Here is a 24,508-nt window from a genome sequence, read left to right on the forward strand (position 1 = left end):
CACGTCCGGTTAGCGTCGGCGCGGTGACCGCCGTCCCCGTACTGCCCCCGTCCGACGGGCGCCCGGACCTGCTCGTCCTCCGCGCCATCAAGCTCGGGGACGCGCTCGTCGCCGTCCCCGCGCTGCACGCCCTCCGCCGGGCCTTCCCCGGCCACCGCATCACGCTCGCCACGACGGCCTGGTTGGCACCGGTGGTCGAGCTGCTGCCCGTGGACGTGCACCTCGCCCAGCACGGACTCGACCACGCGATCGCGGCGCCGGCCGGCGTGGTCGACGTCGCGGTGAACCTGCACGGCGTCGGCCCGCAGTCCTCGGACCTCGTCGCCGCCCTCGGCGCACGCCGCGTGATCGGCCACGCCGACCCGCTCCACGGCAACGACGGCCCGCCCTGGCCGGACGACGTGCACGAACGCGAGCGGTGGGCGCGCCTGCTGACCTGGCACGGGATCCCGGCGGACGCCGACGAGGTCGCGATCGCGCGTCCGGCCGAGCCGTCGGTCGCGCCCGGTGCGGCGGTCGTGCACGTGGGCGCCTTCCACGGTGCCCGGCACTGGCCGACGGACCGGTTCGCCGCGGTCGCGCGCGGGCTGCGGGAACGCGGACACCGGGTCGTCCTGACGGGAGGCACGGACGACGTCGAGCGCGCCGCCGCCGTCGCGCAGGCGGCCGGGCTGGCACCCGACGCGGTCCTGGCCGGCGTGCTCGACCTGCAGCCGTTCGCGGCGGTCGTCGCGGCCGCGAGCGTCGTCGTGACCGTCGACACCGGTGCGGCGCACCTCGCGTCGGCCTACGGGGTGCCGTCGGTCGTCGTGTTCGGTCCGGCGCCGCCGGAGGCGTGGGGACCGCCGGCCTCGGGACCGCACGTGGTGCTGACCGACGCGTCGGTGCGGCGCGGTGACGTGTTCGCCGAGGACCCGGACCCGGCGCTCCTCGCGGTCGGCGTGCAGGACGTCCTCGACGCCGTGGACTCGCTCGCCGTGACCGTCCCGTCCGCCGCCCGGTAGCGTCGGACCGGACCTGTTCCGCCTCCGATGGGAGCCCGCCGTGTTCGAAGCAACTGACATCCGCGACTGGATCGGCCTGACGGTCGTCGACGAGGCCGAGGACAAGGTCGGGACCCTCGAGAGCATCTACTACGACACCGCGACCTCGGAGCCGGCGTTCGGATCGGTGACGACGGGCCTCGTCGGGTTCCAGAAGCTCCTCTTCGTCCCGCTCGTCGGGGCGACCGTGGCGCCGAAGCACCTGCGCGTGGCGTTCCCGAAGAAGCTCGTCAAGGACGCGCCGTCGATCCCGACCGACGGCGAGCTCGAGGCATCGACCGAGCCGGTGCTCTACGAGCACTACGGCCTGCAGTACCAGACCGGCAGCGGGGGAGAGCGGCGACTCGGTCGTCGGTGACGCTCGGGCGGGACGGTTAGCCTAGGTGGTCCCGTCCGCGTCCCGACTCCCCGGAGGCTCGTCCTGACCCGCTCCCGTCCGGTGCTCCGCCGCGTCCGTCCGGCGCTCCGCCGTGCCGTGCTCGGTGGCCTGGCGGTCGTGGCGCTCGTGGGCGCGTCCGCGCTCGGCGGCGGTGCTGGTGTCGGTGGTTCGGGTGCGGCGGTCGCCGCGCCGATGTGGCCCGTGCCGGCGCCGTACCCGGTCCCGTCCGACCCGCCGGAGTCCCTCGCCGCGATCCCGCCGGGGTCGGAGTACGTCGCGCTCGGCGACTCGTACTCGGCCGGGTACGGGCTCGACGACCCGACGCACCTGCCCACCGACGCCTGCGCCCAGTCCGCGCGTGACTACCCGCACCGCATCGCCGCGCGCTTCGGGCTCGCGCTGACGGACGTCACCTGCGCGGGCGCGACCTCGGACGACGTCGTGTCGGGCTTCCAGTTCCGCGGGGTGCCGCCGCAGGTCCGAGCACTGTCCGACCGGACGCGGCTCGTGACGATCACCATCGGTGGGAACGACGCCGACCTGTTCGGCACCGCGGCGTCGTGCCTGGCGCTGTCGTCGAAGGGCCCGGTGTTCTCCGGCCGCGACGCCCCGTCGTGCCGCAGCACGCTCGTCCGCGACGGCGAGGACCAGCTCGGCGTGAAGATCCGGTCCCGCGTGGCGCTGTCGATCGCCGAGACGCTGGGGGCCGTCCGCGCCGCGGCGCCGAACGCCGTCGTCGTGTTCCTCGGGTACCCGGCGATCTTCCCGGACGCCGAGCACACGCCGAGGGGCGGCTGCTTCCGGTCCGCGCTCGACCTCGGCTCCCTCGCGGGGTCGTTCCCGTCCGACACCTTCCCCTTCACCGACACCGACGTCCGCTACCTGCACGGCGTGCAGGAGGAGCTCGACACCGCGTCCGCCGACGCCGCGCGGGCGGCCGGGGTCCGGTTCGTCGACGTCTTCGCGGCGTCGCAGGCGCACTCGGCCTGCGCGACGAAGGGCTCCTACGTCGCCGGCGTGTCGCTCGAGGGCAGCGGCAACCTCAGCCGGATCGACCTGGTCCCCGGCGCCCTGCACCCGAACGAGCGCGGGGTGGCGTGGCTGACCGGTCGGGTGGCCGCAGCGGTGCGGGACCTGGCCGGCTGACCTGCTGCCGCCGAGGCTCGGACCGCGTCCGCTGCCGTCTGCCGGACCCGGCCCGGCGCGGTGTCAGGCGCTGACCTCGTCGATCGCGGTCGCGGCGTGCGCCGCAGGCGGGACGACCAGGACCGGCGACACCGTCTCGCGCAGGACGTCGTGGAGCACCGAGCCGGACAGTGCGTGCACGTGTCCGACGCCGAGCACCACGAGCGACGCCCGCCGGGTGTGCGCGGCGATGGCGTGCCCCGGACGTCCCTCGACGAGCAGCGGGTGCACGCGGACGTCCGGGTGCCGAGCCGTCACGGCGGCGGTGACCCGCTGCAGGAGCTCGGCGTTCCGGGTGCGCCACCGGAGCGGCTCCTCCGCGAAGTCGGTGAGCCCGGTCCGGGTGAGCACCGGCATCTCCCACGCCCGGAGCAGTGTCAGCCGCCGGTGCGTCCGCCGGGCCTCCGCGACCGCCAGGGCCTCGGCGTGCGCGTCGGGCGGCTCGTCGACCGCCAGGACGACGTCGCCGGCGATCGGGTGCGGCCCGTCCGGCACGACCACCGTGGGCACCGCCGCGCGCTCGGCGACGCGGGCCGGGTCCCCGCCGGCCGTCGAACCGCGTCGGCCGCGGTACGTGCCGACGACCAGCAGGTCGCCTTCGTCCGACTCGTCCACGAGTGCCCGGGCGAAGGAGCCCGCGTGCCGTCGGACCGTCACGTCGGCCGTCGGTACGCCGTCCTGCACGGCCCGCGCGACGGCGTCCGCGACCCGGACGCCGTCCGGGCCGACGCGGGCCTCGCTCGCCGGGTCCACACCGATGACGTGCACCCGCTCGACGTCGCCGACGTGCTCGGTGACCCACCGCACGGCCTCGTCGTGGGGTCGCGCGGCGTCCGCCGCCAGCGTGACCGTCGTCCATCGTCCGTCCATCCCGATCGACCTCCTCGTCCGGGGTCCTCCGGGGCGTCGTTCGGCGCCTCTGAGGCCGGAAGCTACGCCCTCCGGACCGGTCTGCGCCGTGGCCGTCCTGAGCGATCGCCGAGGGTCCGCACTACGCTCGGGCCGTGGTCACCAGCGCCGGACTCCTGCTGCACCGTCGGGCCCCCGACTCCGAGGGGCCGGAGGTCTTCCTCGTGCACATGGGCGGACCGTTCTGGCGGCGACGGCCCCGCGCCTGGTCGATCCCGAAGGGCCTGCTCGACCCCGGCGAGGACCCGCTCGCCGCGGCGCTCCGGGAGTTCGCGGAGGAGGTCGGTGTGCCGGCCCCGGACGGCACCACCGTCGACCTCGGGGAGGTCCGGCAGGCCTCCGGCAAGCGGGTCCGCGTCTTCGCGCGACGGGCCGACGACTTCGTGGTTGACGCGGTCCGGAGCAACACCGTCCGTCTCGAGCTCCCGCGGGGCTCCGGCCGTTCCGTCGAGGTGCCGGAGGTCGACGAAGGGCGGTGGGTCGGCGTGGACGAGGCCCGCGCGCTGCTCGTCACCGGTCAGGTCGCCGTGCTCGACCGCCTTCCCGCCTTCGAGTGATCGTCCGTCGGAGCACCGTGTGCGCCTTCCGGACGACGATTGACCCGCTCCCGCGCCTCCTGGCAGCCTGAAGAAACGTCGAGGATCACTCGACGCGGAACAGGGGAGCTTGCATGCGCGGACGGCGCACGATCACGGCCGGGATCACCGGTCTCGTCCTGGGAGCAGGGTTGGCGGTGACCGGCGCGACGTCCGCGTCCGCCGCGACGACGGGGCACTGGGGTGCCTTCGCCGTGACGGCAGGCACACCCGTGACCTCCGGGACGCTGACGCTGCCCGGGTTCCCGGAGACGACCTTCACGACGAACTCGAGCCAGACCACCGTGGTGTCGGGTCGTTCCACGTGGCAGGGGCCGTCGACACCTCCCGGCGCCGTGTACGGATCGAGTCGGGACAGCTCGTACGTCAACCAACGTCCGGCGGCGAACAACGCGCAGAACCCCGCCGTCACGACCTACACCTTCGCGGGTGGGACCCCGGGTGCCGGTGGCTGGTCGTTCGTGCTGGGCGACATCGACGCCGACCAGGCGACCATCACCGCGACCCTCGCGGACGGTTCCCCGGCGTCCGTCGCGCAGCTCGGGTACCAGGGCTCGTACAACTCGTGCTCGACGGTCTCGCCCGGAGGCTGGAGCTGCCCGCTGGACCCGGGCGGCACCGCACCCGGTCAGGACCGACCGACCTGGGACGCCACGTCCGGCGTCCTGGTCGGGAACGCCGCCGCGAACGACACCGCGGGGGCGTCGGCGTGGTTCACACCGACCGCGTCCCTCGCCACGCTGACCATCACGTACCAGCAGCGGAGCGGCTTCCCCGTCTACCAGACCTGGTTCGCGAACAAGACGTCCGCCCTGTCCGGGACCGCGACGCTCGACGGCGAGGCCCTGGCGGACACGCTCGTGACCGTCACCGCGCCCAACGGCGCCGAGTACACGACCACGACGGACGGCCAGGGCCGCTACACGTTCGACGCGTTGACGCAGGCGGACGGTTACCGGCTGTCGGTCGCGACGCCGGACAACGCCACCGTCACCACCGCTCCCGCGCCGGTGTCCCTGCGCGCTGACGTCACGGATGCCGACTTCGTGTTCGCGACACCGCCCGGCACGGTCGTCGTCGACGGGACGGTCGTCGACACCGACGGCACACCGGTCGCCGACGTCACCGTGATCGTGACCGACCAGGCGACCGGCGCGACACTCGCCGAGGTCGTCGCCGACGCGGAGGGCCGGTACACCGTGCCCGGACTGCCCGCGGGCACGCCCGTCGTCGCCACGACCGACGGCGCCACCCCCGTCACCGTGACCACCGGGGCCGACGGTGACCCGGCCGCGACCGTCCCACCGCTCGTCGTCCAGGCGCCGCTCGGCACGGTGAGCGGACGGGTCACGGTGGACGGGACCGCGCCGGGCGACCCCGCGCGCATCGAGCTCCTGCAGGGCGGCGAGGTCGTCACCTCGTTCGACACCGCGGCGGACGGCAGGTACGACCTCCGTGTCCGTCCCGGCACGTACACGGTCCGGACCACGGCGCCGACCGGCACCACCGGGACGACCGAGGTGTCGGTGACCGTCGCGGCCGACGGCACGGCGACGGCGGACTTCCCGTTCACGACGCCCGTCCCGGCGACGGTCTCCCAGCCGGGGTCGGTGCGGTACGAGGACGGCACCCCGATCGGCGGGGTCAGCGTGACGGCGCGACCGGTCGACGCCGGCGCCGGATCGGTCGTGGTCGTCTCGACGAACGCCGACGGCGGCTACGACCTCGCGGGGCTCACGCCCGGCACGCCGTACCGGATCACCGTCGACGGCGCGGCGGCGCAGGTCGTCACGACCGTGGACGTCGGTGCCGCGCCGACCCCGGTGGACTTCGTCCTCCCGCTGCCGACGGTGTCCCAGCCCGGCACCGTGACCGAGGCCGACGGTTCGTCCGCGCCGGACGTCCAGGTCGTCGCCACCCCGACCGACCCGGCCGACGGTGCCGCGGTGACCGTGACCACCGACCAGGAGGGTGCCTTCGTGCTCCCCGGGTTGCGACCGGAGACCGAGTACTCCGTGGTCGCCTCCACCGGTGACGTCGCCAGCGAACCCGTGACCGTGACGACGGTCGCCGTCGGTGGGACGCCCACTCCGCTGACCATCGCGCTGCCGGCAGCCGCGGTCACCCCGACCCCGACGCCCTCCCCGAGCACGCCCCCGACCCAGCCGGTCGCCGACGGTGGGGGGACCACCGGCGGCGGCGCGGCCGGTCCGCTCGCGTACACCGGCGCCGAGTTCACCCCGGCGCTCGTCGCCGCCGGCGTGCTCGTGCTCCTCGGCGGTGCCGTGCTGGCCGGTCGGCGCCTTTGTACCCGGCGAAGCCCCGCACTGCGGCAGGACTGACCCATGCACGAGGACGGGCGGGCCGGCGCCAGCCGACCCGCCCGTCCTCGTGCGTGCACCGAGCGCGCACGACACCCCGCCCGTCGATCGCCGACCGTGCAGATCGTGTCGGCGGACGATGCCGAGCGTGACAGATCTGGCCCGCTCGGCGCCCCGCCCGCGCCCCTCAGCGCCGCCGACGGGTGGGCACCGACCCCGTCGCCACGGCGACCGAACCGGTGAGCGTCTGGACCGCCCGGCTCACCACCGGGACCGACGTGGTGACGACCGCGAGCGAGGACGTGATCGCCTCGATCGACGACGTCGACAGGTGCTCCTGCGCGTGCGTGTGCACGGGGAACCCGCGGCGAGCGGCGACGACCACCCCGAGGGACCCGACGAGCACGACCGCACCCGCGAACGGCAGCCACTGCAGCCCGACGACCCCGAGTGCCTGCCCGCCGATCGCCGCGCCGCCCGCGATGCCGATGTTCGACGCCCCGTTGACGAGCGCACCCGCGATGTCGGGGGAGACGCCACCGGTGCGGATCGCCGCCGCCATGAACAGCGTGCCGGTGGTGCCGTTGGCCGCCATCCAGATCCCGGCGACCACCATCGTGCCGACGAGCGAGCCGTGCACGAACGGCATCGTGGCGAACGCGGCGGCCATCACGGCGATCGCTGCGACCAGCGTCTGGCGGGGTGCCCGGTCGACGAACATCCCGGCGAGCCAGAGGCCGACGACCCCGGTGCCGCCGAGCACGAGGAGCGCGCCGCTGACCATGCCGGCGTCGAGCCCGGCGTCGATCGCGTACGGGCCGATGTACGTGTAGACGACGTAGTGACCGGCGAACAGCAGCAGGTCGGCGACGACGACGGAGAGCAGCCCGGTCCGCGCCCAGGCGCGCGGTGAACCGATGTGCGGCGAGGAGCTGCCGCGGACTGCCGGCAGGAACGCGGCGGCGACGACGGCGAGCGCCGCGGCGGCCAGGGCGACGGCGCCGACGGCCGGACGCCACCCGATGGTCTGCGCGACCCACGTCGCGATCGGGACGCCGAGGACGAAGCCCAGCGAGCTGCCCGAGTAGACGAACGCGATCGCCCGGCCGGCGAGCCGCGGCGGCACGATGCGCGTGGCGTAGGCCGACGCGACCGAGAAGAACAGCGCGTGCGCGACGCCGCCGACGACCCGGCCCGCGCAGACGACCGCGAACGACGGCGCCGTGGCGACGAGGACGTTCGACACCGCGTACCCGACGAGCGTCGCGACGAGGACGGTCTTGCGGGGGAGCCGCGCGGTGAACGACGTCAGCGGGAGCGCGAGCAGGGCGACGGCCGCGGCGTAGACGGTGACGACGATGCCCATGGTGGACTCGCTGACCCGGAGGTCGCGGCTCATGGTGCGGAGCAGACCGACCGGCATGAGCTCGGTCGTGATCGCGAAGAACGTGGCGAGCCCGAGCACGGCGATGCCGACGACGGACTGCGTGGTGACGGTGATCGGCCTCGTGTTCGTCGACACGGCCGAGGTGGTGGTGTTCGTGGACACGCTGCTGACCTCCTCCGGGGAACGGCGGAGCACGCGTCGGACCGACCGTCGTGACGGTGGTGCGCGATGCGCGCTCGCGGTGGTGTGGACCGGGTCGGAAGACCCGGGATGTGGTGGACGACTCCACGGCGAGTGCGCTCATCCAGTGTTGCACGGTGCATCCGGATCGCGCGAGGGGGTTCGCCGAGAAACTCCTAGGAGCGCTCCAACGCAGTGCCCGTGCGGGCATTCCCGATCGGCCGGGATCAGTTCTCGTTCGTCACCGTGCCCTGCACGCCGCCGCCACGCAACGTCAGCGTCAGCGTCCCGCTCATCGACTGCGCGGACAGGGACACCGACCCGTGCAGTGCCTCCTCGCGCGGGTAGCACGCGGTCGTCGACTCGAGCCGGTTCGCCGTCGCGACCAGGCAGATGGTCGAGCGGTCCGTCCCGATGCCGGCCCAGACGTTCCACGGCGTCTCGAAGGCGCTCCCGTCGAGCGCCCGGTTCGTGAACACCAGTCGCGTCGTCCGCAGGCTCACCGGCGCCTCGACGGGGCCAGGCAGCTGGTCCGCGTACGTCTGCGGCATGTCGAGCAGCTCCTCGAGCGTGACCGTCCCCGGCGTCGGCGTGGTGCTCGGGCCGACGGCCGGCTGGTCGCGCGCGGTGCCGACGAGCGTGCCGGCGGCGAACGCGACCGCGATGGTCGCCGCTGCGCCGACCGCGATCCAGACGCGCGGCCTGGCCGTCCACAGCAGCCCGGCGAGGCGGCTGCGGACCGTCTGCGGCGCACCGGCCTGGAGGTCCGCCTCACCGCCGTCCCGCGCCTCCGCTCGGTCCGTGGCCGCCTCCGGCGCGACTGTTGCCACGGCGGCGACCGGTGCGGCCGCGCGGTCGGGCACCGCGCCGGGGCCGGCCGCGCGGGGTGACCGGCTGTCAGGGGCGGCCGGCGGGGCGGGCGCGGGGCGTGCCTCCCGTCCGTGGTCCGCGGTGCTGCTCGCCAGGGCCTGCAGGGCGAGCCGCGCCCGCGCAGCCTCGTCCGGCGGCGTCTCGGCACCCCACGCGAGTGCCTCGAGCCGCGCCCGTTCCGTCGCGACGTCGTCGTCGGCCATGTGCGCTCCCGGTCCGGACGCACCGGACAACCGCCATGTTCCCACCGGAGCGCCCGGCGCGTCCGGACGGGGCGGCCACTGTCCAGTCGGCGACGGGTAGACGGGACGCATGACCGACCACCACGAGCACGACGACGAACGACCAGGGACCGAGCGCGACGACGCCGTCCGGCACGACGCGGACCCGGAGACCCTCGAGGCGCTGTCGCACGACACCCAGTCCGGCGAGGCCGACTACGTCGCGACGAGCCCCGGCGGCAGCGGAACCGAGCGCCACGTCCCGACGGCCGACGAGGAGCAGGGCCGCGGGTCCGAGTACGACCCCGTCGACCAGGGCCCGCAGCAGGAGGGGCAGGGCGGCTAGCGCAGCACCCGGCGCAGCACGGCTCGTTCGCCGAGCGTCCAGACCGCGCTCGTCACGACGTACAGCGTCGCGGCGAGCGGAGCGACCGCGGCGAACACCACGGAGACGAACGGTGCCCACCGGGCGACGGCCGTCCCCACGCGGACCGTGGCGGCCGGTGCGGTGCCGTCCTGCGTGACCGGGTTCCAGCGCAGGGCTGCGCGACGGGACGCCTCAACCACGACGGTCAGGACGGCGAGCAGGACGAGGACGACCCACGCGTGCGTCCAGAGCGGCCCGGCGAGGACGACGAGCAGCGAGTGCCCGAGCGGGATCCCGACGAGTGTGGCGTCGAGCAGCACGTTGACGGCGCCGTCGATCGTGGCGTGCGTGAACAGTGTGTACACGAGCGACAGCACCGGTGCCTGCGCGAGCACCGGCAGGCACCCGGCGAGCGGCGAGACCCGTTCGGACGTGTACAGCTCCTGGGCCGCACGCTGCAGGCGCTCGCGGTCGGATCCGTACCGTCGCCGCAGGGCCGCGAGCTGTGGGGCGAGTCGGCGGCGGTCCCGTTCGGCCCGGACCTGCAGCACGGACAGGGGTACGAGCGCGACGCGGACGGCGAGCGTGAGCGCGACGACGGCCAGGGCGGCGGCGAACCCGCCGCCGACGGGGTTGAGGGCGCCGGTGAGCGCGGTGAGCAGGTCGGCGCCGCCGTGCAGCAGCGGGCCGACGACGGGCAGGGTGGTGGTGTCCACGGGGTTCCGATCGGTGGGAGGGGCACGGGTGCGTGCGGCCCGGTCACCGTCGGTGGTCGTCACCGTCCGGGATCAGGCCGGGACGGGTGCTCCCGGTGCCCGACCGCGGACGTGTCCGTCGGCGTCGGGGTGGCTCCACGCGATCCGCGTCACGAGCTCCGCGGCCTCGGCAGCGGCCGGACCCGGGCGGGGGAGCCGTGCGGTGCCGAGGACGACCGCGAGCAGGTGCACGACGACGACACCGATCGCGACGGCCGTCAGCCCGAGGGCGGCCACCGCGAGCAGCGGGGCCGGTCCGACCGCGGGGTCGCCGAGGACGAGCGCCGCGACGATGCGCAGCAGTCCCTCGACGAGCGTGATCACCCGTTCAGCGTAACGCCCGCGCGCCGCAGCCGACCGGCAGGAGCGGACGGGCAGGATCGACGCCATGACCGCAGGATCGCCGAGCACCCCAGCGACCCTCGCCCTCGAGCGGGCGGGGATCCCGTACACCCCGCACGTCTACGAGCACCACGAGACGGCGACGAACTTCGGCGAAGAAGCAGCGGCCGCGCTCGGCCTGCGCGAGGAGCAGGTCTTCAAGACGCTGGTGGTGTCGGTCGACGGCCAGCTCGCGGTCGCGGTCGTCCCGGTGGCGAACCGGCTGGACCTCAAGGCGATCGCCGCGGCCCTCGGCGGCAAGAAGGCGTCGCTGGCGCTGCCGGCCCTCGCCGAGAAGCGCACGGGCTACGTCGTCGGCGGGATCAGCCCGGTCGGCCAGAAGGCCCGGCTGCGGACGGTCGTCGACGAGTCCGCCCTGACGTACGCGAGCATCTTCGTCTCGGGCGGCCGCCGCGGGTTCGACATCGAGCTCGCGCCCACGGACCTGATCACCGCCACGGACGCCCGGACCGCGGCGATCGCGCGGACCTGAGTCGGGTCGCCGCAACTTTCTCCGACGAACGGGAATGACCCCGCTCCTCCTGCGTTCCATTGAGTCGAAGGCACTCAAGTTCCCAGGAGGTCCCGTTGCCAGAGACGTTCGGCCCGACCAGCGGCAGTGACTCGTTCGACGAGTTCCTCGCACGACTCCTCGCGGCCCAGGAGACCGGCGCCCGGCGGTCCGTCCCGCTCGGACGCCCGGTCGACATCACGCGACTGCTCAGCCGTCGCACCCACGAGCTGCTCCAGCGCACCGCCACGTACGCCGTGTCCCAGGGACAGCGCGAGCTCGACGCGCTGCACCTGCTGCACGAGCTCGTCGCCACCGAACCCTTCGACGCGGTCGTCCGCTCCGCCGGCGTCGACCCCGAGCACCTCGCGCACGAGGTCGAGCAGCGCCTGCCCGCCCCGTCCGACGCACCCGTCGACGCCCGCCCCGCCCTCACCCCGAGCGCGCAGCGCATCCTCGTCGAGGCCACCCAGGCCGCGCGCGGGTTCGGCAGCACCTACACCGACCCCGAGCACGTCTTCTTCGCGCTCGTCATGGACCAGGAGACCGTCACCGGTCAGCTCCTGGCGAGCGCCGGCGTGACCCCGCAGGTCATGCAGTCGTACGCACAGCAGGCCGCCGCGGCGGCGCGAGAGGGGCGACCCGTGCCCGGTACCACCGACACCGACGAGCAGCAGCAGTCGGACACCCCGACGCTCGATCAGTTCGGCACCGACCTCACCGAGCGCGCCCGCCAGGGCGGCATCGACCCGGTGATCGGGCGCGCCGACGAGATCGAGCAGACCGTCGAGATCCTGCTCCGCCGCACCAAGAATAACCCCGTCCTGATCGGTGAGCCCGGCGTCGGCAAGACCGCCGTCGTCGAGGGGCTCGCGCAGCGCATCGCCGACGGCGACGTCCCCGTGCTGCTCCGGGGCAAGCGGGTCGTCGCCCTCGACCTCGCCGGCATGCTCGCCGGCACGCGCTACCGCGGCGACTTCGAGGAGCGCCTGACGAACGCGATGGACGAGATCACTGCGCACGCCGACGAACTCATCGTCTTCGTCGACGAGCTGCACACCGTCGTCGGCGCCGGCGGTGGCGGCGAGGGCGGCTCGATGGACGCCGGCAACATCCTCAAGCCGCGGCTGGCTCGCGGCGAGCTGCACCTCGTCGGTGCGACGACGCTCGCCGAGTACCGCCGCATCGAGCAGGACGCCGCCCTCGAACGCCGCTTCCAGCCCGTCACCGTGGGGGAGCCGAGCGTCGAGGACGCGGTCGCGATCCTGACCGGCCTGGCGCCCCGCTACGCCGAGCACCACGACGTCGAGTACACCGACCAGGCCCTCCGCGCCGCCGTCGAGCTCTCGCACCGCTACGTCACCGACCGGCACCTGCCCGACAAGGCGATCGACCTCATCGACCAGGCCGGCGCCCGCCGGCGGCTGGCCCGCTCGGGCGACGTCGACGTGGCCGCCCTGCGAGAGCAGGTCGCGTCCCTCGCCACGGCGAAGGACGCCGCGGTCGCCGAGGAGCGCTACGAGGAGGCGTCGCGCCTGCGCGACGAGATCGACGGACTGGAGGCACGGATCACCGCCGCCTCGCAGGACGACGGTAGCCGCGCCTCCCGTCCGGCACCGGGTGCCCGCACGATCACGGAGGCCGACGTCGCCGCGGTGGTGTCCCGGGCCACCGGGATCCCCGCCACCCGCCTCACGCAGGGTGACCGGAGCCGACTGGCCGGCCTGGAGGACGAGCTGCACGAGCGGGTCGTCGGCCAGGACGACGCGGTGCGCGCCGTCGCGACGGCCGTCCGGCGCAGCCGGACCGGCATGGGCGACCCGCGCCGGCCGGTCGGGAGCTTCCTGTTCCTCGGCCCGACGGGTGTCGGCAAGACTGAGCTCGCGAAGGCCCTCGCCGGGTCGCTCTTCGGCGACGAGTCGGCGATGCTCCGGTTCGACATGAGCGAGTTCGGCGAGCGCCACACGGTCTCGCGGCTCGTCGGTGCCCCTCCCGGGTACGTCGGCTACGGCGAGGCCGGGCAGCTCACCGAACGCGTGCGGCGCAACCCGTACTCGGTGATCCTGCTCGACGAGGTCGAGAAGGCGCACCCGGACGTTTTCAACCTGCTCCTGCAGGTGCTCGACGACGGGCGTCTGACCGACGGACAGGGACGCACCGTCGACTTCCGGAACACGGTCGTCGTCATGACGTCGAACATCGGCTCGGAGTTCCTCGCCTCGAGGTCCGGTGCGCTCGGCTTCTCGGCCGCGGGGGACGGCGGTTTCGACGAGGACGACCTGCGGCGCCGCGTGATGGGGCGGCTGCGCGAGGCCGTGCGTCCGGAGTTCATCAACCGCATCGACGACATCGTGCTGTTCCGCAAGCTCGAGCAGGACCAGCTCCGGTCGATCGTCGACCTGCTGCTGCGGGACACCTCCCTGCGGCTGCTCGCCCAGGGGATGACCCTGTCGGTGTCCGACGCCGCGGCCGCCTGGCTCGCCGAGCACGGTGCCGAGCCGGAGTACGGCGCCCGTCCGCTCCGTCGGCTCATCCAGCGCGAAGTGGACGACCGCATCGCGACCCTGGTCGTGGACGAGTCCGTGCACGAGGGCGACACCGTCCGCGTGGACGTGGTCGACGGCGCGCTCGTGGTCGGTGTCGTGGACACCGCCCTGGTCTGACCCTCGCCACACGACGGCCCGGTACCGCTTCGGTACCGGGCCGTCGTCGTGTGCGGAATGCGATCTGGAACTTCTTCCGGATTTCTTCGAGAAAAGGGTTGCGCTCGCATTCCCGGGATGGATAGTGTTCACGAGCACCACCGGCTGAACGACGATGAAAGGGGGCCGACAAGATGATGATCACCGCGATGAACCCGTTCCGTGGAGTCCGTGGGATCGGCGGCTCCCCGATCCGTCACCGCTGACGCGGGACGTCCCCTCCAGCCCACCCGGCCGTGCCGAGGAGGCTGCGCTCGATCAGCTGCGCCCGAGGAGCTCGGCGCAACGCTGCTGATCCACGCGGCTGACGCGCTCGTCGGTTCCGCCCTGCGAGCCCGCCTTGCGGGCGCGCTCCGCGGGTCCTGTCCGGGGCGCGACCGCCCGTCGCAGATCCGGTCCTGACCGGACGCGCGCGGCGCGTCCCGTGGGCTGAGCGGACGACGTCCCCACGATCTTCCAGTGCCGCGTGCCGACATTCTCGGTCGCCGCGCGGAATGTCGTCGCGTGCATTTCCGGCGCGCTCCGGCACTGCATTCCTGCCCGCTCCTGCGGGTTGTTCCGTCCTGCCCTCCTGCCAGAAAGGCACCACCGTGTCGAACGACCTCGACGTCCGCCCTCCCAGTACCCGTGCGCCCCGGCGCCGGGTCTCCCTCGCCGACCGCATCGCCCTCCGGGTCGGCATGTCCCTGATCATCTGGAGCCGGCGCACCCACCACGTGCGGCACGACGTCGACCACGCCACCCGGCTGCGACTCGAGCGCGAGCAGCGCCAGCGCGAGGTGGACCTGCTCGTGCACAGCGCCGTCATGCGCATGTGGCGCTGAGCCCCGCGGTCGCGGCTGTTCGGCCGCTCTGCCGCTGCCGCGCGGCCGCTCCGAACCACGAACGCGACGTCGAACCGGGCACCCCGCCTGGTTCGACGTCGCTTCGTCGGTTCGACGCGCGCCGACCCGTCGCCGCGCTACGGCTTCCGGTTCGCCACGAGGGCGACCGCGTACGCCGGGAACCACGTCCCGGCAGCCGGTCCGCCTTTGCAGGTCCCGTCGCTGGCGCCGGGGGTCTTCACCCACAGCAGGGCGTCGAGCCTCGTGGTCCCGCCGGTGATCCGCGGCGTCTGCCCGAGTCCGGCGCCCGACGGGTTGCACCACGTGCCGCGCCACCCGCGCCCGTTCCGGGACACGTCGATCACGTAGCGCGCGCCACCGACCAGTGCGCTGAGACGCTCGGCGTAGGCGCGCTCCCCGTCCACACCGTAGAAGTTCGCCACGTTCGTGTAGAAACCCCGCGCTCGGTCGATGCCCGCGCGCTGCAGCAGGGTCGCCTGCACGGCCGGCGGGTTCCAGTCCTCGTTCCCGCCGTCCAGGTACGCGGGGACTCCGGCGTCCGCGAACGCACGGACCGCCGTGGCCACCAGTGCTGGGCGGGTCGCGCTCTCGGACACGCACGAGGTCAGGTGGGACAGCGAGTCCGGTTCGACGAGGACGACGGCACGGTGGCCGCGGAGCATCGTCGCGATCCGCTGGTTCCACACGGGGTACTCCGCTGCGCTGAGTCCGCCGGCCGAGTACCCACCACAGTCCCGGTTCGGGATCGCGTACGTGACGAACACCGGAGTCGTCCCGCTCTTCTCGGCCGCGGCGAGGTTGCGGGCCACGACGCGGTCCAGCTGGTCGCCGCGGAGCCAGTCGCCCAGCCAGGTGGCGATGGGCTGCGCCGCGATCGTTCGAGCAGCCGCCGCGTCGGCGGTCCGGCCCTGCGCGGCGAGAGCGGCGGCCGCGGCGGCGGGTTGGTTGTCCGGCTGCACGGTCAGTCCGCCGGCGAACACCGCACTCGCGGGCGCCGTCCTGATGGTGCCCGCCGCGATCGGCGCACGCGCCGCCCGTGACGCAGCCGTCGCACTGCTCGGCGCGACCGACAGGCCGACGACCACGACCGCCGCCGTGAGCGCGGCGGTGGCCAGGGTGCTGACGCGGTGGTGCACGGTTTCCTCCCGACCAGGAGGGCGCCCCGTGCACCCGGTCGACCGGTCCTCGTCCAATGGGAACCCCTCACCGGCCCGCGCGTCGAGCACCAGAACGAGGGGCAGGGACCGCCCTCGGCGTGGTCCGCCCACGCGGTCGACTACCGTTGTGCGGTGACCGAAACCGCTGCTGCCCTCGTCGAACGTCTCACCGCGATCGTGCCGGACTTCCCGAAGCCCGGCATCCTGTTCCGCGACGTGACCCCGGTGTTCTCCGACCCCGTCGCGTTCGGCCGCGTCTGCGAGGCCCTCGCCGCACCGTTCGCCGTCGGCGCCGGGTTCCAGGCGGTCGCCGGCATCGAGGCCCGTGGGTTCGCCCTCGCCGGCGGGATCGCCGCGCAGCACCAGGTCGGCGTCCTGACCGTCCGCAAGGCGGGGAAGCTCCCCGGCGAGGTCCTCAGCGAGCAGTACGCGCTGGAGTACGGCGAGGCGGAGCTCGAGCTCCGCCCGGGCCAGCTGCCGCAGGGGACCCGGGTGCTCGTCGTCGACGACGTCCTGGCGACCGGTGGCACGGCGGCGGCCACCGTCACGCTGCTCGAGCGTGCCGGCTACGAGGCGATCGGCTTCGCGTCGCTCCTCGAGCTCGACGGCCTGGCCGGGCGCGAGCGCCTCGAGCCGCGCTTGCCAGTCACCACGCTCGGGCGCGTGCCCGCCTGAACCGGCGTGACCGCGCACTAGTCTTGACCCACCCCTGAACCAACCGAGGAGCACCACGATCGTGACCGACGCAGTCGCACCCGAGCCCGCAGACCTGCCCCAGGCACCCGAGCCCCGCACCGCGACGACGGCCACGACGGGCACCGAGCTCTTCGACGGCGAGCGCGGCGTCGTCGCCATCCGCGTCGGCGGTGTCCTGAAGGACCTCGACGCGGCCGTGCAGGACGGCGAGACCGCCGAGGCGGTGACGCTGCAGGAGCAGGACGGCCTCGACATCCTCCGGCACTCGGCCGCGCACGTGCTCGCACAGGCGGTCCAGCAGATCAACCCGGACGCCAAGCTCGGCATCGGCCCGCCCGTCACCGACGGCTACTACTACGACTTCGACGTCGCCGAGCCGTTCACGCCCGAGGACCTCAAGGCGATCGAGAAGGGCATGGACCGGATCATCCGCCAGGCCCAGCGCTTCCGCCGCGTCGTGGTCACCGACGACGAAGCCCGTGAGCGCATGGCGGGGGAGCCCTACAAGCAGGAGCTCATCGGCCTCAAGGGCGCCGCGGCCGACGGCGACTCCGGCGAGAGCGTCGAGGTCGGCGCCGGCGAGCTCACCGTCTACGAGAACGTCGACCCGAAGTCCGGCGAGGTCGTCTGGCAGGACCTCTGCCGCGGCCCGCACGTCCCGCACACCCGCTGGATCGGCAACGCGTCGAAGCTCATGCGCGTGGCGGCGGCCTACTGGCGCGGCTCCGAGAAGAACCCGCAGCTGCAGCGCGTCTACGGCACGGCGTGGCCGGACAAGGAGCAGCTCAAGGCGTACCAGCTCCGGCTCGAAGAGGCAGCGAAGCGTGACCACCGAAAGCTCGGTGCCGAGCTCGACCTGTTCTCGTTCCCCGACGAGATCGGCTCGGGCCTGGCGATCTTCCACCCGAAGGGCGGCATCATCCGCCGCGAGATGGAGGACTACTCGCGCCGCCGGCACGAACAGGAGGGCTACTCCTTCGTCTACACGCCGCACATCACCAAGGGCGACCTGTTCGAGCAGTCGGGCCACCTCGGCTGGTACAAGGACGGCATGTTCCCGGCCATGCACATGGACCAGGCGACCGACGAAGACGGCAACGTCACGCGGCAGGGGGCGGACTACTACCTCAAGCCGATGAACTGCCCGATGCACATCCTGGCGTACCGCTCGCAGGCCCGCTCCTACCGCGACCTGCCGCTGCGGATGTTCGAGTTCGGCACGGTCTACCGCAACGAGAAGTCCGGCGTCATCCACGGCCTCACGCGCGTCCGCGGCATGACCCAGGACGACGCCCACATCTTCACCACGCAGGAGAAGATGAAGGAGGAGCTCACCACGACGCTCCAGTTCGTCCTCTCGCTGCTCCGCGATTACGGCCTCGACGACTTCTACCTCGAGCTCTCCACGAAGGACCCGGAGAAGTACGTCGGCGACGACGAGGTCTGGGAGGTCGCGACGGACACCCTGCGCGAGGTCGCCGAGGAGTCCGGGCTCGAGCTCGTCCCGGACCCGGCGGGCGCGGCGTTCTACGGCCCGAAGATCTCGGTGCAGGCCCGTGACGCCATCGGCCGCACGTGGCAGATGTCGACCGTGCAGCTCGACTTCAACCTGCCGGAGCGCTTCGGCCTCGAGTACACGGCGCCGGACGGCTCGCGTCAGCGCCCGGTGATGATCCACCGCGCCCTGTTCGGCTCGATCGAGCGCTTCTTCGGCGTCCTCACCGAGCACTACGCGGGCGCGTTCCCGGCGTGGCTGTCCCCGGTCCAGGTCGTCGCGATCCCGGTCGCCGCCGAGTACGGCGACTACCTCGACGAGGTCGTCGCGAAGCTCCGCTCGCACGGGGTCCGCGCCGAGGTCGACCACTCGGACGACCGCATGCAGAAGAAGATCCGCACGCACACCAAGGCGAAGGTGCCGTTCCAGCTCATCGCCGGCGGCGACGACCGCGACGCCGGCGCCGTGAGCTTCCGCTTCCGCGACGGCCGCCAGGACAACGGCGTGCCCGTGGACGAGGCGGTCGAGCGCATCCTCACCGCGATCCGCGACCGCACGCAGGTCTGATGGTCGCCGAGCAGCCGGGAGGCACGCCGTCGGTCCCCGGGACCGGTCACGTCGACGACGTGGTCGGTCCCGACCCGCTGGTCATCCGGGACGCCGCGACCGGCGCGGCCGTCCCGGACGCCTTCCAGCGGCTCTGGAACCCGCACCGGATGGCGTACATCGACGCCGGTCGCGAGGGGAAGGGCCGCGGGCACGAGGACGACTGCCCGTTCTGCGAGGCACCGCAGAAGTCCGACGAGGACGCCCTCATCGTCGCCCGCGGCGAGCACGCCTACGTCCTGCTCAACCTGTTCCCGTACAACAACGGCCACCTGCTCGTCTGCCCGTACCGGCACGTCCCGCTCTACGACGAGGCGACGCCGGACGAGACCCGCGAGATGGCGGAGCTGACCCAGACGGCGATGCGCGTGCTGCGTGCCGTGTCGCACTGCGACGGCTTCAACATCGGCATGAACCAGGGCGAGATCGCCGGCGCCGGGGTGGCCGGGCACCTGCACCAGCACGTCGTCCCGCGGTGGGCCTCGGACTCGAACTTCTTCCCGATCATCGCCCGGACGAAGTCGATGTCCCAGCTGCTGGGGGACACCCGCCGACTCGTCGCGGAAGGCTGGCCGACGGCGCACTAGAGTGGAGGGCATCATGAGCGACAGCACCAGCACCTCGGGCACCAACGGCACCTCGATCACCGGCTCCGACCGCGTCAAGCGCGGTCTCGCCGAGATGCTCAAGGGCGGCGTGATCATGGACGTCGTCGACGCCGAGCAGGCCCGCATCGCGGAGGAAGCCGGCGCGACCGCCGTCATGGCCCTCGAGCGCGTCCCCGCCGACATCCGCGCGCAGGGCGGCGTCGCCCGCATGTCCGACCCCTCGATGATCGAGGAGATCATCGCCTCGGTGTCGATCCCCGTCATGGCGAAGGCCCGCATCGGCCACTTCGTCGAGGCACAGGTGCTCCAGGAGCTCGGCGTCGACTACATCGACGAGTCCGAGGTCCTGTCGCCCGCCGACTACGTCAACCACATCGACAAGTGGAACTTCACCACGCCGTTCGTCTGCGGCGCCACCAACCTGGGCGAGGCACTCCGTCGCATCACCGAGGGTGCCGCGATGATCCGCTCCAAGGGCGAGGCCGGCACCGGAGACGTGTCCGAGGCGACGAAGCACATCCGCACCATCTCGAAGGAGATCGCGGCGCTCCGGTACCTCAAGGAGGACGAGCTCTACGTCGCCGCGAAGGAGCTCCAGGCGCCGTTCGACGTCGTCAAGGAGGTCGCCCAGACAGGCAAGCTCCCGGTCGTGCTCTTCACCGCCGGCGGTGTCGCCACCCCGGCCGACGCCGCGATGATGATGCAGCTCGGTGCCGACGGCGTGTTCGTCGGGTCCGGCATCTTCAAGTCCGGCGACCCCGCGAAGCGCGCCGCCGCCATCGTCAAGGCCGTCACCTTCCACGACGACCCCAAGGTCATCGCCGAGGTGTCCCGCGGGCTCGGCGAGGCCATGGTCGGCATCAACGTCGCCGACGTCCCCGCCCCGCACCGTCTCGCCGAGCGCGGCTGGTGAGCGCCCGACCCCGCATCGGGGTCCTCGCGCTGCAGGGTGACTTCCGCGAGCACATCGCGTCGCTGACGGAGCTCGGCGCCGACGTCGTGCCGCTCCGCCGCCCGGAGGAGATCGACGCCCTCGACGGTGTCGTGATCCCGGGCGGCGAGTCGAGCGTCATGGACAAGCTCTCCCGGGCCTTCGGCGTGGCCGAGCCCCTGTCCGCGGCGATCCGCGGCGGGCTCCCGACGTACGGCACCTGCGCGGGGATGATCATGCTCTCGTCGCGCATCGCCGCGGGGATCCCGGGGCAGCAGACGCTCGACGTGCTCGACACGACGGTGCGCCGCAACGCGTTCGGCAGCCAGAACGACTCCTTCGAGACCGACATCCCGATGCCGGCGCTCGGCGAGGCCCCGGTGCACGCGGTGTTCATCCGCGCGCCCGTGGTGGAGCAGCACGGCACCGACGTCCAGGTCCTCGGCGCCCTCGCGGACGGACAGGTCGTCGCCGTGCAGCAGGGCAACGTCCTCGCGAGCGCGTTCCACCCCGAGGTCGCGGGCGAGGACCGCTTCCACCGTCGCTTCCTGGCGATGGTCCGCTCCGCCTGACGCCTGCCCCGGATGCCGGGCGCGACCGGGCTGGGACGCGACCCGCGGGGCGGCGGCGATCCGATCCTCCCGGCCGGTAGACTGGTCCGGATCTTCAGCGAGACCAAGGAGCACCGTGTCCGGGCATTCCAAGTGGGCAACGACCAAGCACAAGAAGGCGGTCATCGACCAGCGCCGCGCGAAGTCGTTCGCCAAGCTCATCAAGAACATCGAGGTCGCGGCCAAGATGGGCGGGGCCGACCTGTCGGGCAACCCGACCCTGGTCGACGCGGTCCAGAAGGCCAAGAAGACCTCGGTGCCGAACGACAACATCGACCGCGCCATCAAGCGCGGCGCCGGTCTGACCGGTGAGTCGATCGAGTACACGACGATCATGTACGAGGGCTACGGCCCGAACGGCGTCGCGATGCTCGTCGAGTGCCTCACCGACAACAAGAACCGCGCCGCGGCCGAGGTCCGGACGGCGATGTCCCGCAACGGCGGCACCATGGCCGACCCGGGCAGCGTCGCCTACAACTTCTCCCGCAAGGGCGTCATCTCGGTGACGAAGGTCGACGGCCTCGACGAGGACACCGTCATGACGGCCGTGCTCGACGCGGGCGTCGAGGACGTCATCGACCAGGGCGGTGGCTTCGAGGTCATCACCGAGGCGACCGACCTGGTGGCGGCGCGCACCGCGCTGCAGGACGCCGGCATCGACTACGACTCCGCCGACGCCGAGTTCGTCCCCGGCGTCAAGGTCCCGGTCGACGCGGACACCGCGCGCAAGGTCTTCAAGCTGATCGACGCGCTCGAGGACTCGGACGACGTGCAGAACGTCTACGCGAACTTCGACATCCCCGCGGACGTCCAGGCCGAGCTCGACGAGGACGAGGACTAGTCCGATGCTCCGGGTGCTCGGGGTCGACCCCGGGCTCACCCGGTGCGGCGTCGGCGTGGTCGAGGTCGCACCGAACCGGCGTGCCCGGCTCGTGCACGTCACCGTCGTGCGCACACCGGCCGACATGGCGCTCGAACAGCGCCTGCTCCGCATCGCGGACGGCATCGCCGCCGAGATCGACGAGCACCGTCCGGACGCCGTCGCCGTCGAGCGCGTCTTCGCGCAGGCGAACGTCCGGACGGTGATGGGCACGGCCCAGGCCGCCGGACTCGCGCTGCACGCCGCGGCGGCGCGCGGTCTGCCCGTCGGACTGCACACGCCGTCCGAGGTCAAGGCCGCCGTCACCGGCTACGGCAACGCCGACAAGCGGCAGGTGCAGACCATGATCGCCCGGGTGCTCGGACTCGACGAGGCCCCGAAGCCGGCGGACGCCGCGGACGCGCTCGCGCTGGCCGTGTGCCATGCCTGGAGGCTCGGATCACCCGACCGGGTCGGCCCCGGTCCGGCGACGCTCACCCCGGCACAGCGCGCCTGGCGGGACGCGCATGCCGGCACCGCGGACTCCCCGCTCGCCCGCGCGGCCGCCGCGGCGCGTCCGGGCGGCGGCGCACCGTTCGCTCCTGGCCGGGGCGCCGCCGCGCGGCGGGCCGGCTCCGTCGGTGGGCAGCCCTAGGCTCGGAGCATGATCGCGAGCCTCCGGGGAACCTGCATCGACATCGCCGGATCGGCCGTGGTGGTCGAGGTCGGGGGAGTCGGGTACGCCGTGACCGTCACCCCGGCGCACGCGCTGACGATGCGCCACGGGTCAGACGTGTTCCTGCGCACGCGGATGATCGTGCGCGAGGACGAGCACCAGCTGTTCGGCTTCGAGTCGGCCGAGGCGCTGCAGGTCTTCGACTTCCTGCGCAGCGTGTCGGGAGTCGGCCCGAAGTCCGCGATGGGGGTGCTCGCACACCTCGACCCTGCCCAGGTCGCGAACGCCGTGGCCGCCGAGGACGACGCCGTCTTCCGCAAGGTCTCCGGCATCGGCCCGAAGACCGCCAAGCTCATCACGGTCGCGCTCTCCGGCAAGCTCCTCGCCTTCGAGCAGGCACCCGCCGGCGCCACGGTCGCGGGTGCCGCCGGGGCACACCCCGCCGCGATCGACGTCGTCTCGGCGCTCGTCGGCCTCGGGTGGCGCGAGGACGCCGCGCAGTCCGCCGTCGACTCGGTCGTCGCCACCGACCCGGGCGCCGCCGCCATGGGCACGCAGTCGCTCCTCCGCGCCGCGCTCGGGACCCTCCGTCCCGCGGGGGCCGGACGGTGAGCGGCATCACCTCCGCCGGCGCCGAGTCGCAGGAAGAGCTCGCGTTCGAGGGCGCGCTCCGGCCGAAGTCCCTGGACGAGTTCGTCGGCCAGCGCAAAGTCCGCGGCCAGCTCGACCTGCTGCTCAAGGCCGCCGCGATGCAGGAGCGCACGCCGGACCACATCCTGATGGCCGGGCCGCCCGGCCTCGGCAAGACGACGCTCGCGATGATCGTCGCGCACGAGTCCGGCCGTCCGCTGCGGATGTCGAGCGGGCCGGCGATCCAGCACGCCGGTGACCTCGCGGCGGTGCTCTCGTCGCTCGTCCCGGGCGAGGTCCTGTTCATCGACGAGATCCACCGCATGGCGCGCTCCGCAGAGGAGATGCTCTACCTCGCGATGGAGGACTTCCGCATCGACGTCATGGTCGGCAAGGGTGCTGGCGCGACGAGCATCCCGCTCGACCTCGCGCCGTTCACGCTCGTCGGGGCGACCACCCGCGCGGGCCTCCTCCCGAACCCCCTGCGCGATCGCTTCGGCTTCACGGCACACCTCGAGTTCTACGAGAAGGACGAGCTCGAACAGGTCCTGATCCGCGCCGCCCACCTGCTCGACCTGCGCATCGACCGCTCGGCGCTCCGCGAGATCGCCGGGCGCTCCCGAGGGACCCCACGCATCGCGAACCGTCTGCTCCGCCGGGTCCGGGACTACGCGCTCGTGCACGGCACCGCCGACGGCATGACGGCCGTCCAGGGGGCGCTCGACCTGTACGACGTCGACGAACTCGGTCTCGACCGCCTCGACCGGGCCGTCGTCGAGACGATGCTCACGCGCTTCGACGGGGGTCCGGTCGGCCTGAACACCCTCGCGGTGTCCGTCGGCGAGGAGTCCGAGACCATCGAGTCCGTGGTCGAGCCGTTCCTCGTGCGGGTCGGCCTCGTCACGCGGACGCCGCGCGGTCGGATCGCCACCCCGCAGGCCTGGCGCCACTTCGGCCTGACGCCGGGCGCCGCCACCGGGATGCAGCCGGACCTGTTCGACAACGAGTAGCGGCATGCGGTATTCTGCATCCTGAGTCATGCGCCGGGTGCAGCACCCCGCGCGACCGGACGGGTGCAGACCCGTGCCCTAGACTGCTACGGCCCGAAGCCGAGCAACCAGAGAAGGCAACGCCATCATGGATCAATCCATCTTCCTCATCGTCATCATCGTCGCGTTCGCCGCCTTCATGTTCTACAGCAGCCGGAAGCGCAAGAAGCAGCAGGCCGAGCTGCAGACGAAGATGCAGCCGGGCGCCCGCGTCATGCTCTCCTTCGGCCTCTACGGCACGCTGCTCTCCGTCGACGACGAGAAGGTCACCGCCGACGTCGAGATCGCCCCGGGCACCGTCGTGACCGTCCACCGTCAGACGCTCTCGCGCGTGGTGGACGACAACGCCTCCGACGTCGACGAGACCGTGACCACGGACGACGCAGCCGCGGCGCCGGTCCTGGACCTCGGCAAGGACGACCGTCGCGACGAGCCGGAGTTCGGGCAGCGCGTCGAGTCGACCGAATCCGACGCGGCAAAGCGCAAGACCGAAGACTGACACCCCCGGGCCACCGGGTCCTCGTGACCCGGTGGCCTC

At 73.1% G+C, this 24,508-nt stretch carries 25 protein-coding genes; 19 read left to right on the forward strand and 6 right to left on the reverse strand.

The annotated features are described in order from the left end of the window. Window positions 1-23 precede the first annotated feature (23 nt). From DEU32_RS14415 to DEU32_RS14425, 3 genes are all read left to right on the forward strand, one after another. Window positions 24-1,004: a glycosyltransferase family 9 protein gene (locus tag DEU32_RS14415; RefSeq protein ID WP_114851162.1), complete on the forward strand. Its 981-nt coding sequence runs from the start codon at window positions 24-26 to the stop codon at window positions 1,002-1,004. Between the two features lie 40 nt (window positions 1,005-1,044). Continuing rightward, complete coding sequence (locus DEU32_RS14420; protein ID WP_058743018.1) at window positions 1,045-1,401, forward strand: PRC-barrel domain-containing protein; 357 nt, start codon at window positions 1,045-1,047, stop codon at window positions 1,399-1,401. Window positions 1,402-1,482: 81 nt separating this feature from the next. Next, complete coding sequence (locus DEU32_RS14425) at window positions 1,483-2,568, forward strand: SGNH/GDSL hydrolase family protein (protein ID WP_114851163.1); 1,086 nt, start codon at window positions 1,483-1,485, stop codon at window positions 2,566-2,568. A 63-nt stretch (window positions 2,569-2,631) separates the two neighbouring features. On the opposite strand, the gene DEU32_RS14430 is transcribed toward DEU32_RS14425, so the two are convergent. Beyond that, a complete protein-coding gene (locus tag DEU32_RS14430; RefSeq protein ID WP_114851164.1) occupies window positions 2,632-3,477 on the reverse strand; it encodes a universal stress protein in 846 nt (281 codons plus the stop codon). A 134-nt stretch (window positions 3,478-3,611) separates the two neighbouring features. Between DEU32_RS14430 and DEU32_RS14435 the strand changes: the two genes are divergently transcribed. Further along, a complete protein-coding gene (locus DEU32_RS14435; protein ID WP_114851165.1) occupies window positions 3,612-4,073 on the forward strand; it encodes an NUDIX domain-containing protein in 462 nt (153 codons plus the stop codon). Between the two features lie 113 nt (window positions 4,074-4,186). Further along, window positions 4,187-6,454 carry a carboxypeptidase regulatory-like domain-containing protein gene (locus tag DEU32_RS14440; RefSeq protein ID WP_114851166.1) on the forward strand — a complete coding sequence of 756 codons (2,268 nt, stop codon included), beginning with the start codon at window positions 4,187-4,189 and terminating at the stop codon, window positions 6,452-6,454. Between the two features lie 166 nt (window positions 6,455-6,620). Here DEU32_RS14440 and DEU32_RS14445 read toward each other — a convergent pair whose 3' ends face one another. Next, window positions 6,621-7,982 (reverse strand): MFS transporter, encoded by a 1,362-nt coding sequence (locus DEU32_RS14445; RefSeq protein WP_147281488.1) that lies wholly within the window; start codon window positions 7,980-7,982, stop codon window positions 6,621-6,623. Window positions 7,983-8,227: 245 nt separating this feature from the next. Continuing rightward, window positions 8,228-9,073: a hypothetical protein gene (locus DEU32_RS14450; protein ID WP_114851168.1), complete on the reverse strand. Its 846-nt coding sequence runs from the start codon at window positions 9,071-9,073 to the stop codon at window positions 8,228-8,230. A gap of 109 nt (window positions 9,074-9,182) precedes the next feature. Between DEU32_RS14450 and DEU32_RS14455 the strand changes: the two genes are divergently transcribed. Beyond that, the gene (locus DEU32_RS14455) at window positions 9,183-9,437 is read left to right on the forward strand and encodes a hypothetical protein (protein ID WP_114851169.1); all 255 of its coding nucleotides are present in this window, start codon (window positions 9,183-9,185) and stop codon (window positions 9,435-9,437) included. On the opposite strand, the gene DEU32_RS14460 is transcribed toward DEU32_RS14455, so the two are convergent. Continuing rightward, complete coding sequence (locus DEU32_RS14460; protein WP_114851216.1) at window positions 9,434-10,174, reverse strand: membrane protein insertase YidC; 741 nt, start codon at window positions 10,172-10,174, stop codon at window positions 9,434-9,436. The genes DEU32_RS14455 and DEU32_RS14460 overlap by 4 nt on opposite strands. A 72-nt stretch (window positions 10,175-10,246) precedes the next feature. Beyond that, a complete protein-coding gene (locus tag DEU32_RS14465; protein WP_058743026.1) occupies window positions 10,247-10,537 on the reverse strand; it encodes a hypothetical protein in 291 nt (96 codons plus the stop codon). Between the two features lie 64 nt (window positions 10,538-10,601). On the opposite strand from DEU32_RS14465, the gene ybaK reads away from it, so the two are divergent. The 3 genes from ybaK (at window position 10,602) to DEU32_RS14480 (ending at window position 14,631) form a co-directional block, all read left to right on the forward strand. Further along, window positions 10,602-11,087 carry a Cys-tRNA(Pro) deacylase gene (gene ybaK / locus DEU32_RS14470; protein WP_058743027.1) on the forward strand — a complete coding sequence of 162 codons (486 nt, stop codon included), beginning with the start codon at window positions 10,602-10,604 and terminating at the stop codon, window positions 11,085-11,087. Between the two features lie 95 nt (window positions 11,088-11,182). Continuing rightward, on the forward strand, window positions 11,183-13,768 hold the full coding sequence (locus DEU32_RS14475) for an ATP-dependent Clp protease ATP-binding subunit (RefSeq protein ID WP_114851170.1): 2,586 nt from the start codon (window positions 11,183-11,185) through the stop codon (window positions 13,766-13,768). A gap of 629 nt (window positions 13,769-14,397) precedes the next feature. Continuing rightward, on the forward strand, window positions 14,398-14,631 hold the full coding sequence (locus DEU32_RS14480; RefSeq protein ID WP_114851171.1) for a hypothetical protein: 234 nt from the start codon (window positions 14,398-14,400) through the stop codon (window positions 14,629-14,631). A gap of 137 nt (window positions 14,632-14,768) precedes the next feature. On the opposite strand, the gene DEU32_RS14485 is transcribed toward DEU32_RS14480, so the two are convergent. Further along, window positions 14,769-15,788 carry a glycoside hydrolase family 6 protein gene (locus DEU32_RS14485; RefSeq protein WP_114851172.1) on the reverse strand — a complete coding sequence of 340 codons (1,020 nt, stop codon included), beginning with the start codon at window positions 15,786-15,788 and terminating at the stop codon, window positions 14,769-14,771. Between the two features lie 153 nt (window positions 15,789-15,941). Between DEU32_RS14485 and DEU32_RS14490 the strand changes: the two genes are divergently transcribed. From DEU32_RS14490 to yajC, 10 genes are all read left to right on the forward strand, one after another. Further along, complete coding sequence (locus DEU32_RS14490) at window positions 15,942-16,484, forward strand: adenine phosphoribosyltransferase (RefSeq protein WP_058743030.1); 543 nt, start codon at window positions 15,942-15,944, stop codon at window positions 16,482-16,484. Window positions 16,485-16,578: 94 nt separating this feature from the next. Further along, window positions 16,579-18,567: a threonine--tRNA ligase gene (gene thrS, locus DEU32_RS14495; protein WP_114851217.1), complete on the forward strand. Its 1,989-nt coding sequence runs from the start codon at window positions 16,579-16,581 to the stop codon at window positions 18,565-18,567. Continuing rightward, window positions 18,567-19,193 (forward strand): HIT domain-containing protein, encoded by a 627-nt coding sequence (locus DEU32_RS14500; RefSeq protein WP_114851173.1) that lies wholly within the window; start codon window positions 18,567-18,569, stop codon window positions 19,191-19,193. Before thrS ends, DEU32_RS14500 begins: the two co-directional genes overlap by 1 nt. A 13-nt stretch (window positions 19,194-19,206) precedes the next feature. Continuing rightward, window positions 19,207-20,127, forward strand: a complete 921-nt coding sequence (gene pdxS / locus DEU32_RS14505) for a pyridoxal 5'-phosphate synthase lyase subunit PdxS (RefSeq protein ID WP_058743045.1) — start codon at window positions 19,207-19,209, stop codon at window positions 20,125-20,127. Beyond that, entirely contained in the window at window positions 20,124-20,717 is a 594-nt protein-coding gene (pdxT, locus tag DEU32_RS14510) for a pyridoxal 5'-phosphate synthase glutaminase subunit PdxT (protein WP_114851174.1), read from the forward strand. Before pdxS ends, pdxT begins: the two co-directional genes overlap by 4 nt. A gap of 115 nt (window positions 20,718-20,832) precedes the next feature. After that, a complete protein-coding gene (locus DEU32_RS14515) occupies window positions 20,833-21,597 on the forward strand; it encodes a YebC/PmpR family DNA-binding transcriptional regulator (RefSeq protein WP_058743032.1) in 765 nt (254 codons plus the stop codon). Window positions 21,598-21,601: 4 nt separating this feature from the next. Beyond that, window positions 21,602-22,270, forward strand: coding sequence for a crossover junction endodeoxyribonuclease RuvC (ruvC, locus tag DEU32_RS14520; protein WP_114851175.1), 669 nt, complete (start codon window positions 21,602-21,604; stop codon window positions 22,268-22,270). Window positions 22,271-22,279: 9 nt separating this feature from the next. Next, the gene (gene ruvA / locus DEU32_RS14525; protein WP_114851176.1) at window positions 22,280-22,903 is read left to right on the forward strand and encodes a Holliday junction branch migration protein RuvA; all 624 of its coding nucleotides are present in this window, start codon (window positions 22,280-22,282) and stop codon (window positions 22,901-22,903) included. Continuing rightward, the gene (gene ruvB, locus DEU32_RS14530) at window positions 22,900-23,931 is read left to right on the forward strand and encodes a Holliday junction branch migration DNA helicase RuvB (RefSeq protein WP_114851177.1); all 1,032 of its coding nucleotides are present in this window, start codon (window positions 22,900-22,902) and stop codon (window positions 23,929-23,931) included. The genes ruvA and ruvB overlap by 4 nt, the downstream gene beginning before the upstream one ends. A gap of 127 nt (window positions 23,932-24,058) precedes the next feature. Continuing rightward, complete coding sequence (gene yajC, locus DEU32_RS14535; protein WP_114851178.1) at window positions 24,059-24,469, forward strand: preprotein translocase subunit YajC; 411 nt, start codon at window positions 24,059-24,061, stop codon at window positions 24,467-24,469. Window positions 24,470-24,508 lie beyond the last annotated feature (39 nt).

The sequence above is a fragment of the Curtobacterium sp. AG1037 genome, from assembly GCF_003349855.1.
GTDB lineage: Bacteria > Actinomycetota > Actinomycetes > Actinomycetales > Microbacteriaceae > Curtobacterium > Curtobacterium citreum.

What these genes read in the sequence shown, in the direction of transcription:
- DEU32_RS14430 (WP_114851164.1), bottom strand. Translation starts at nt 3,477, where the DNA reads ATGGACGGACGATGGACGACGGTCACGCTGGCGGCGGACGCCGCGCGA.
- DEU32_RS14440 (WP_114851166.1), top strand. Translation starts at nt 4,187, where the DNA reads ATGCGCGGACGGCGCACGATCACGGCCGGGATCACCGGTCTCGTCCTG.
- DEU32_RS14450 (WP_114851168.1), bottom strand. Translation starts at nt 9,073, where the DNA reads ATGGCCGACGACGACGTCGCGACGGAACGGGCGCGGCTCGAGGCACTC.
- DEU32_RS14455 (WP_114851169.1), top strand. Translation starts at nt 9,183, where the DNA reads ATGACCGACCACCACGAGCACGACGACGAACGACCAGGGACCGAGCGC.
- ybaK (WP_058743027.1), top strand. Translation starts at nt 10,602, where the DNA reads ATGACCGCAGGATCGCCGAGCACCCCAGCGACCCTCGCCCTCGAGCGG.
- DEU32_RS14500 (WP_114851173.1), top strand. Translation starts at nt 18,567, where the DNA reads ATGGTCGCCGAGCAGCCGGGAGGCACGCCGTCGGTCCCCGGGACCGGT.
- pdxS (WP_058743045.1), top strand. Translation starts at nt 19,207, where the DNA reads ATGAGCGACAGCACCAGCACCTCGGGCACCAACGGCACCTCGATCACC.
- ruvC (WP_114851175.1), top strand. Translation starts at nt 21,602, where the DNA reads ATGCTCCGGGTGCTCGGGGTCGACCCCGGGCTCACCCGGTGCGGCGTC.
- ruvA (WP_114851176.1), top strand. Translation starts at nt 22,280, where the DNA reads ATGATCGCGAGCCTCCGGGGAACCTGCATCGACATCGCCGGATCGGCC.
- yajC (WP_114851178.1), top strand. Translation starts at nt 24,059, where the DNA reads ATGGATCAATCCATCTTCCTCATCGTCATCATCGTCGCGTTCGCCGCC.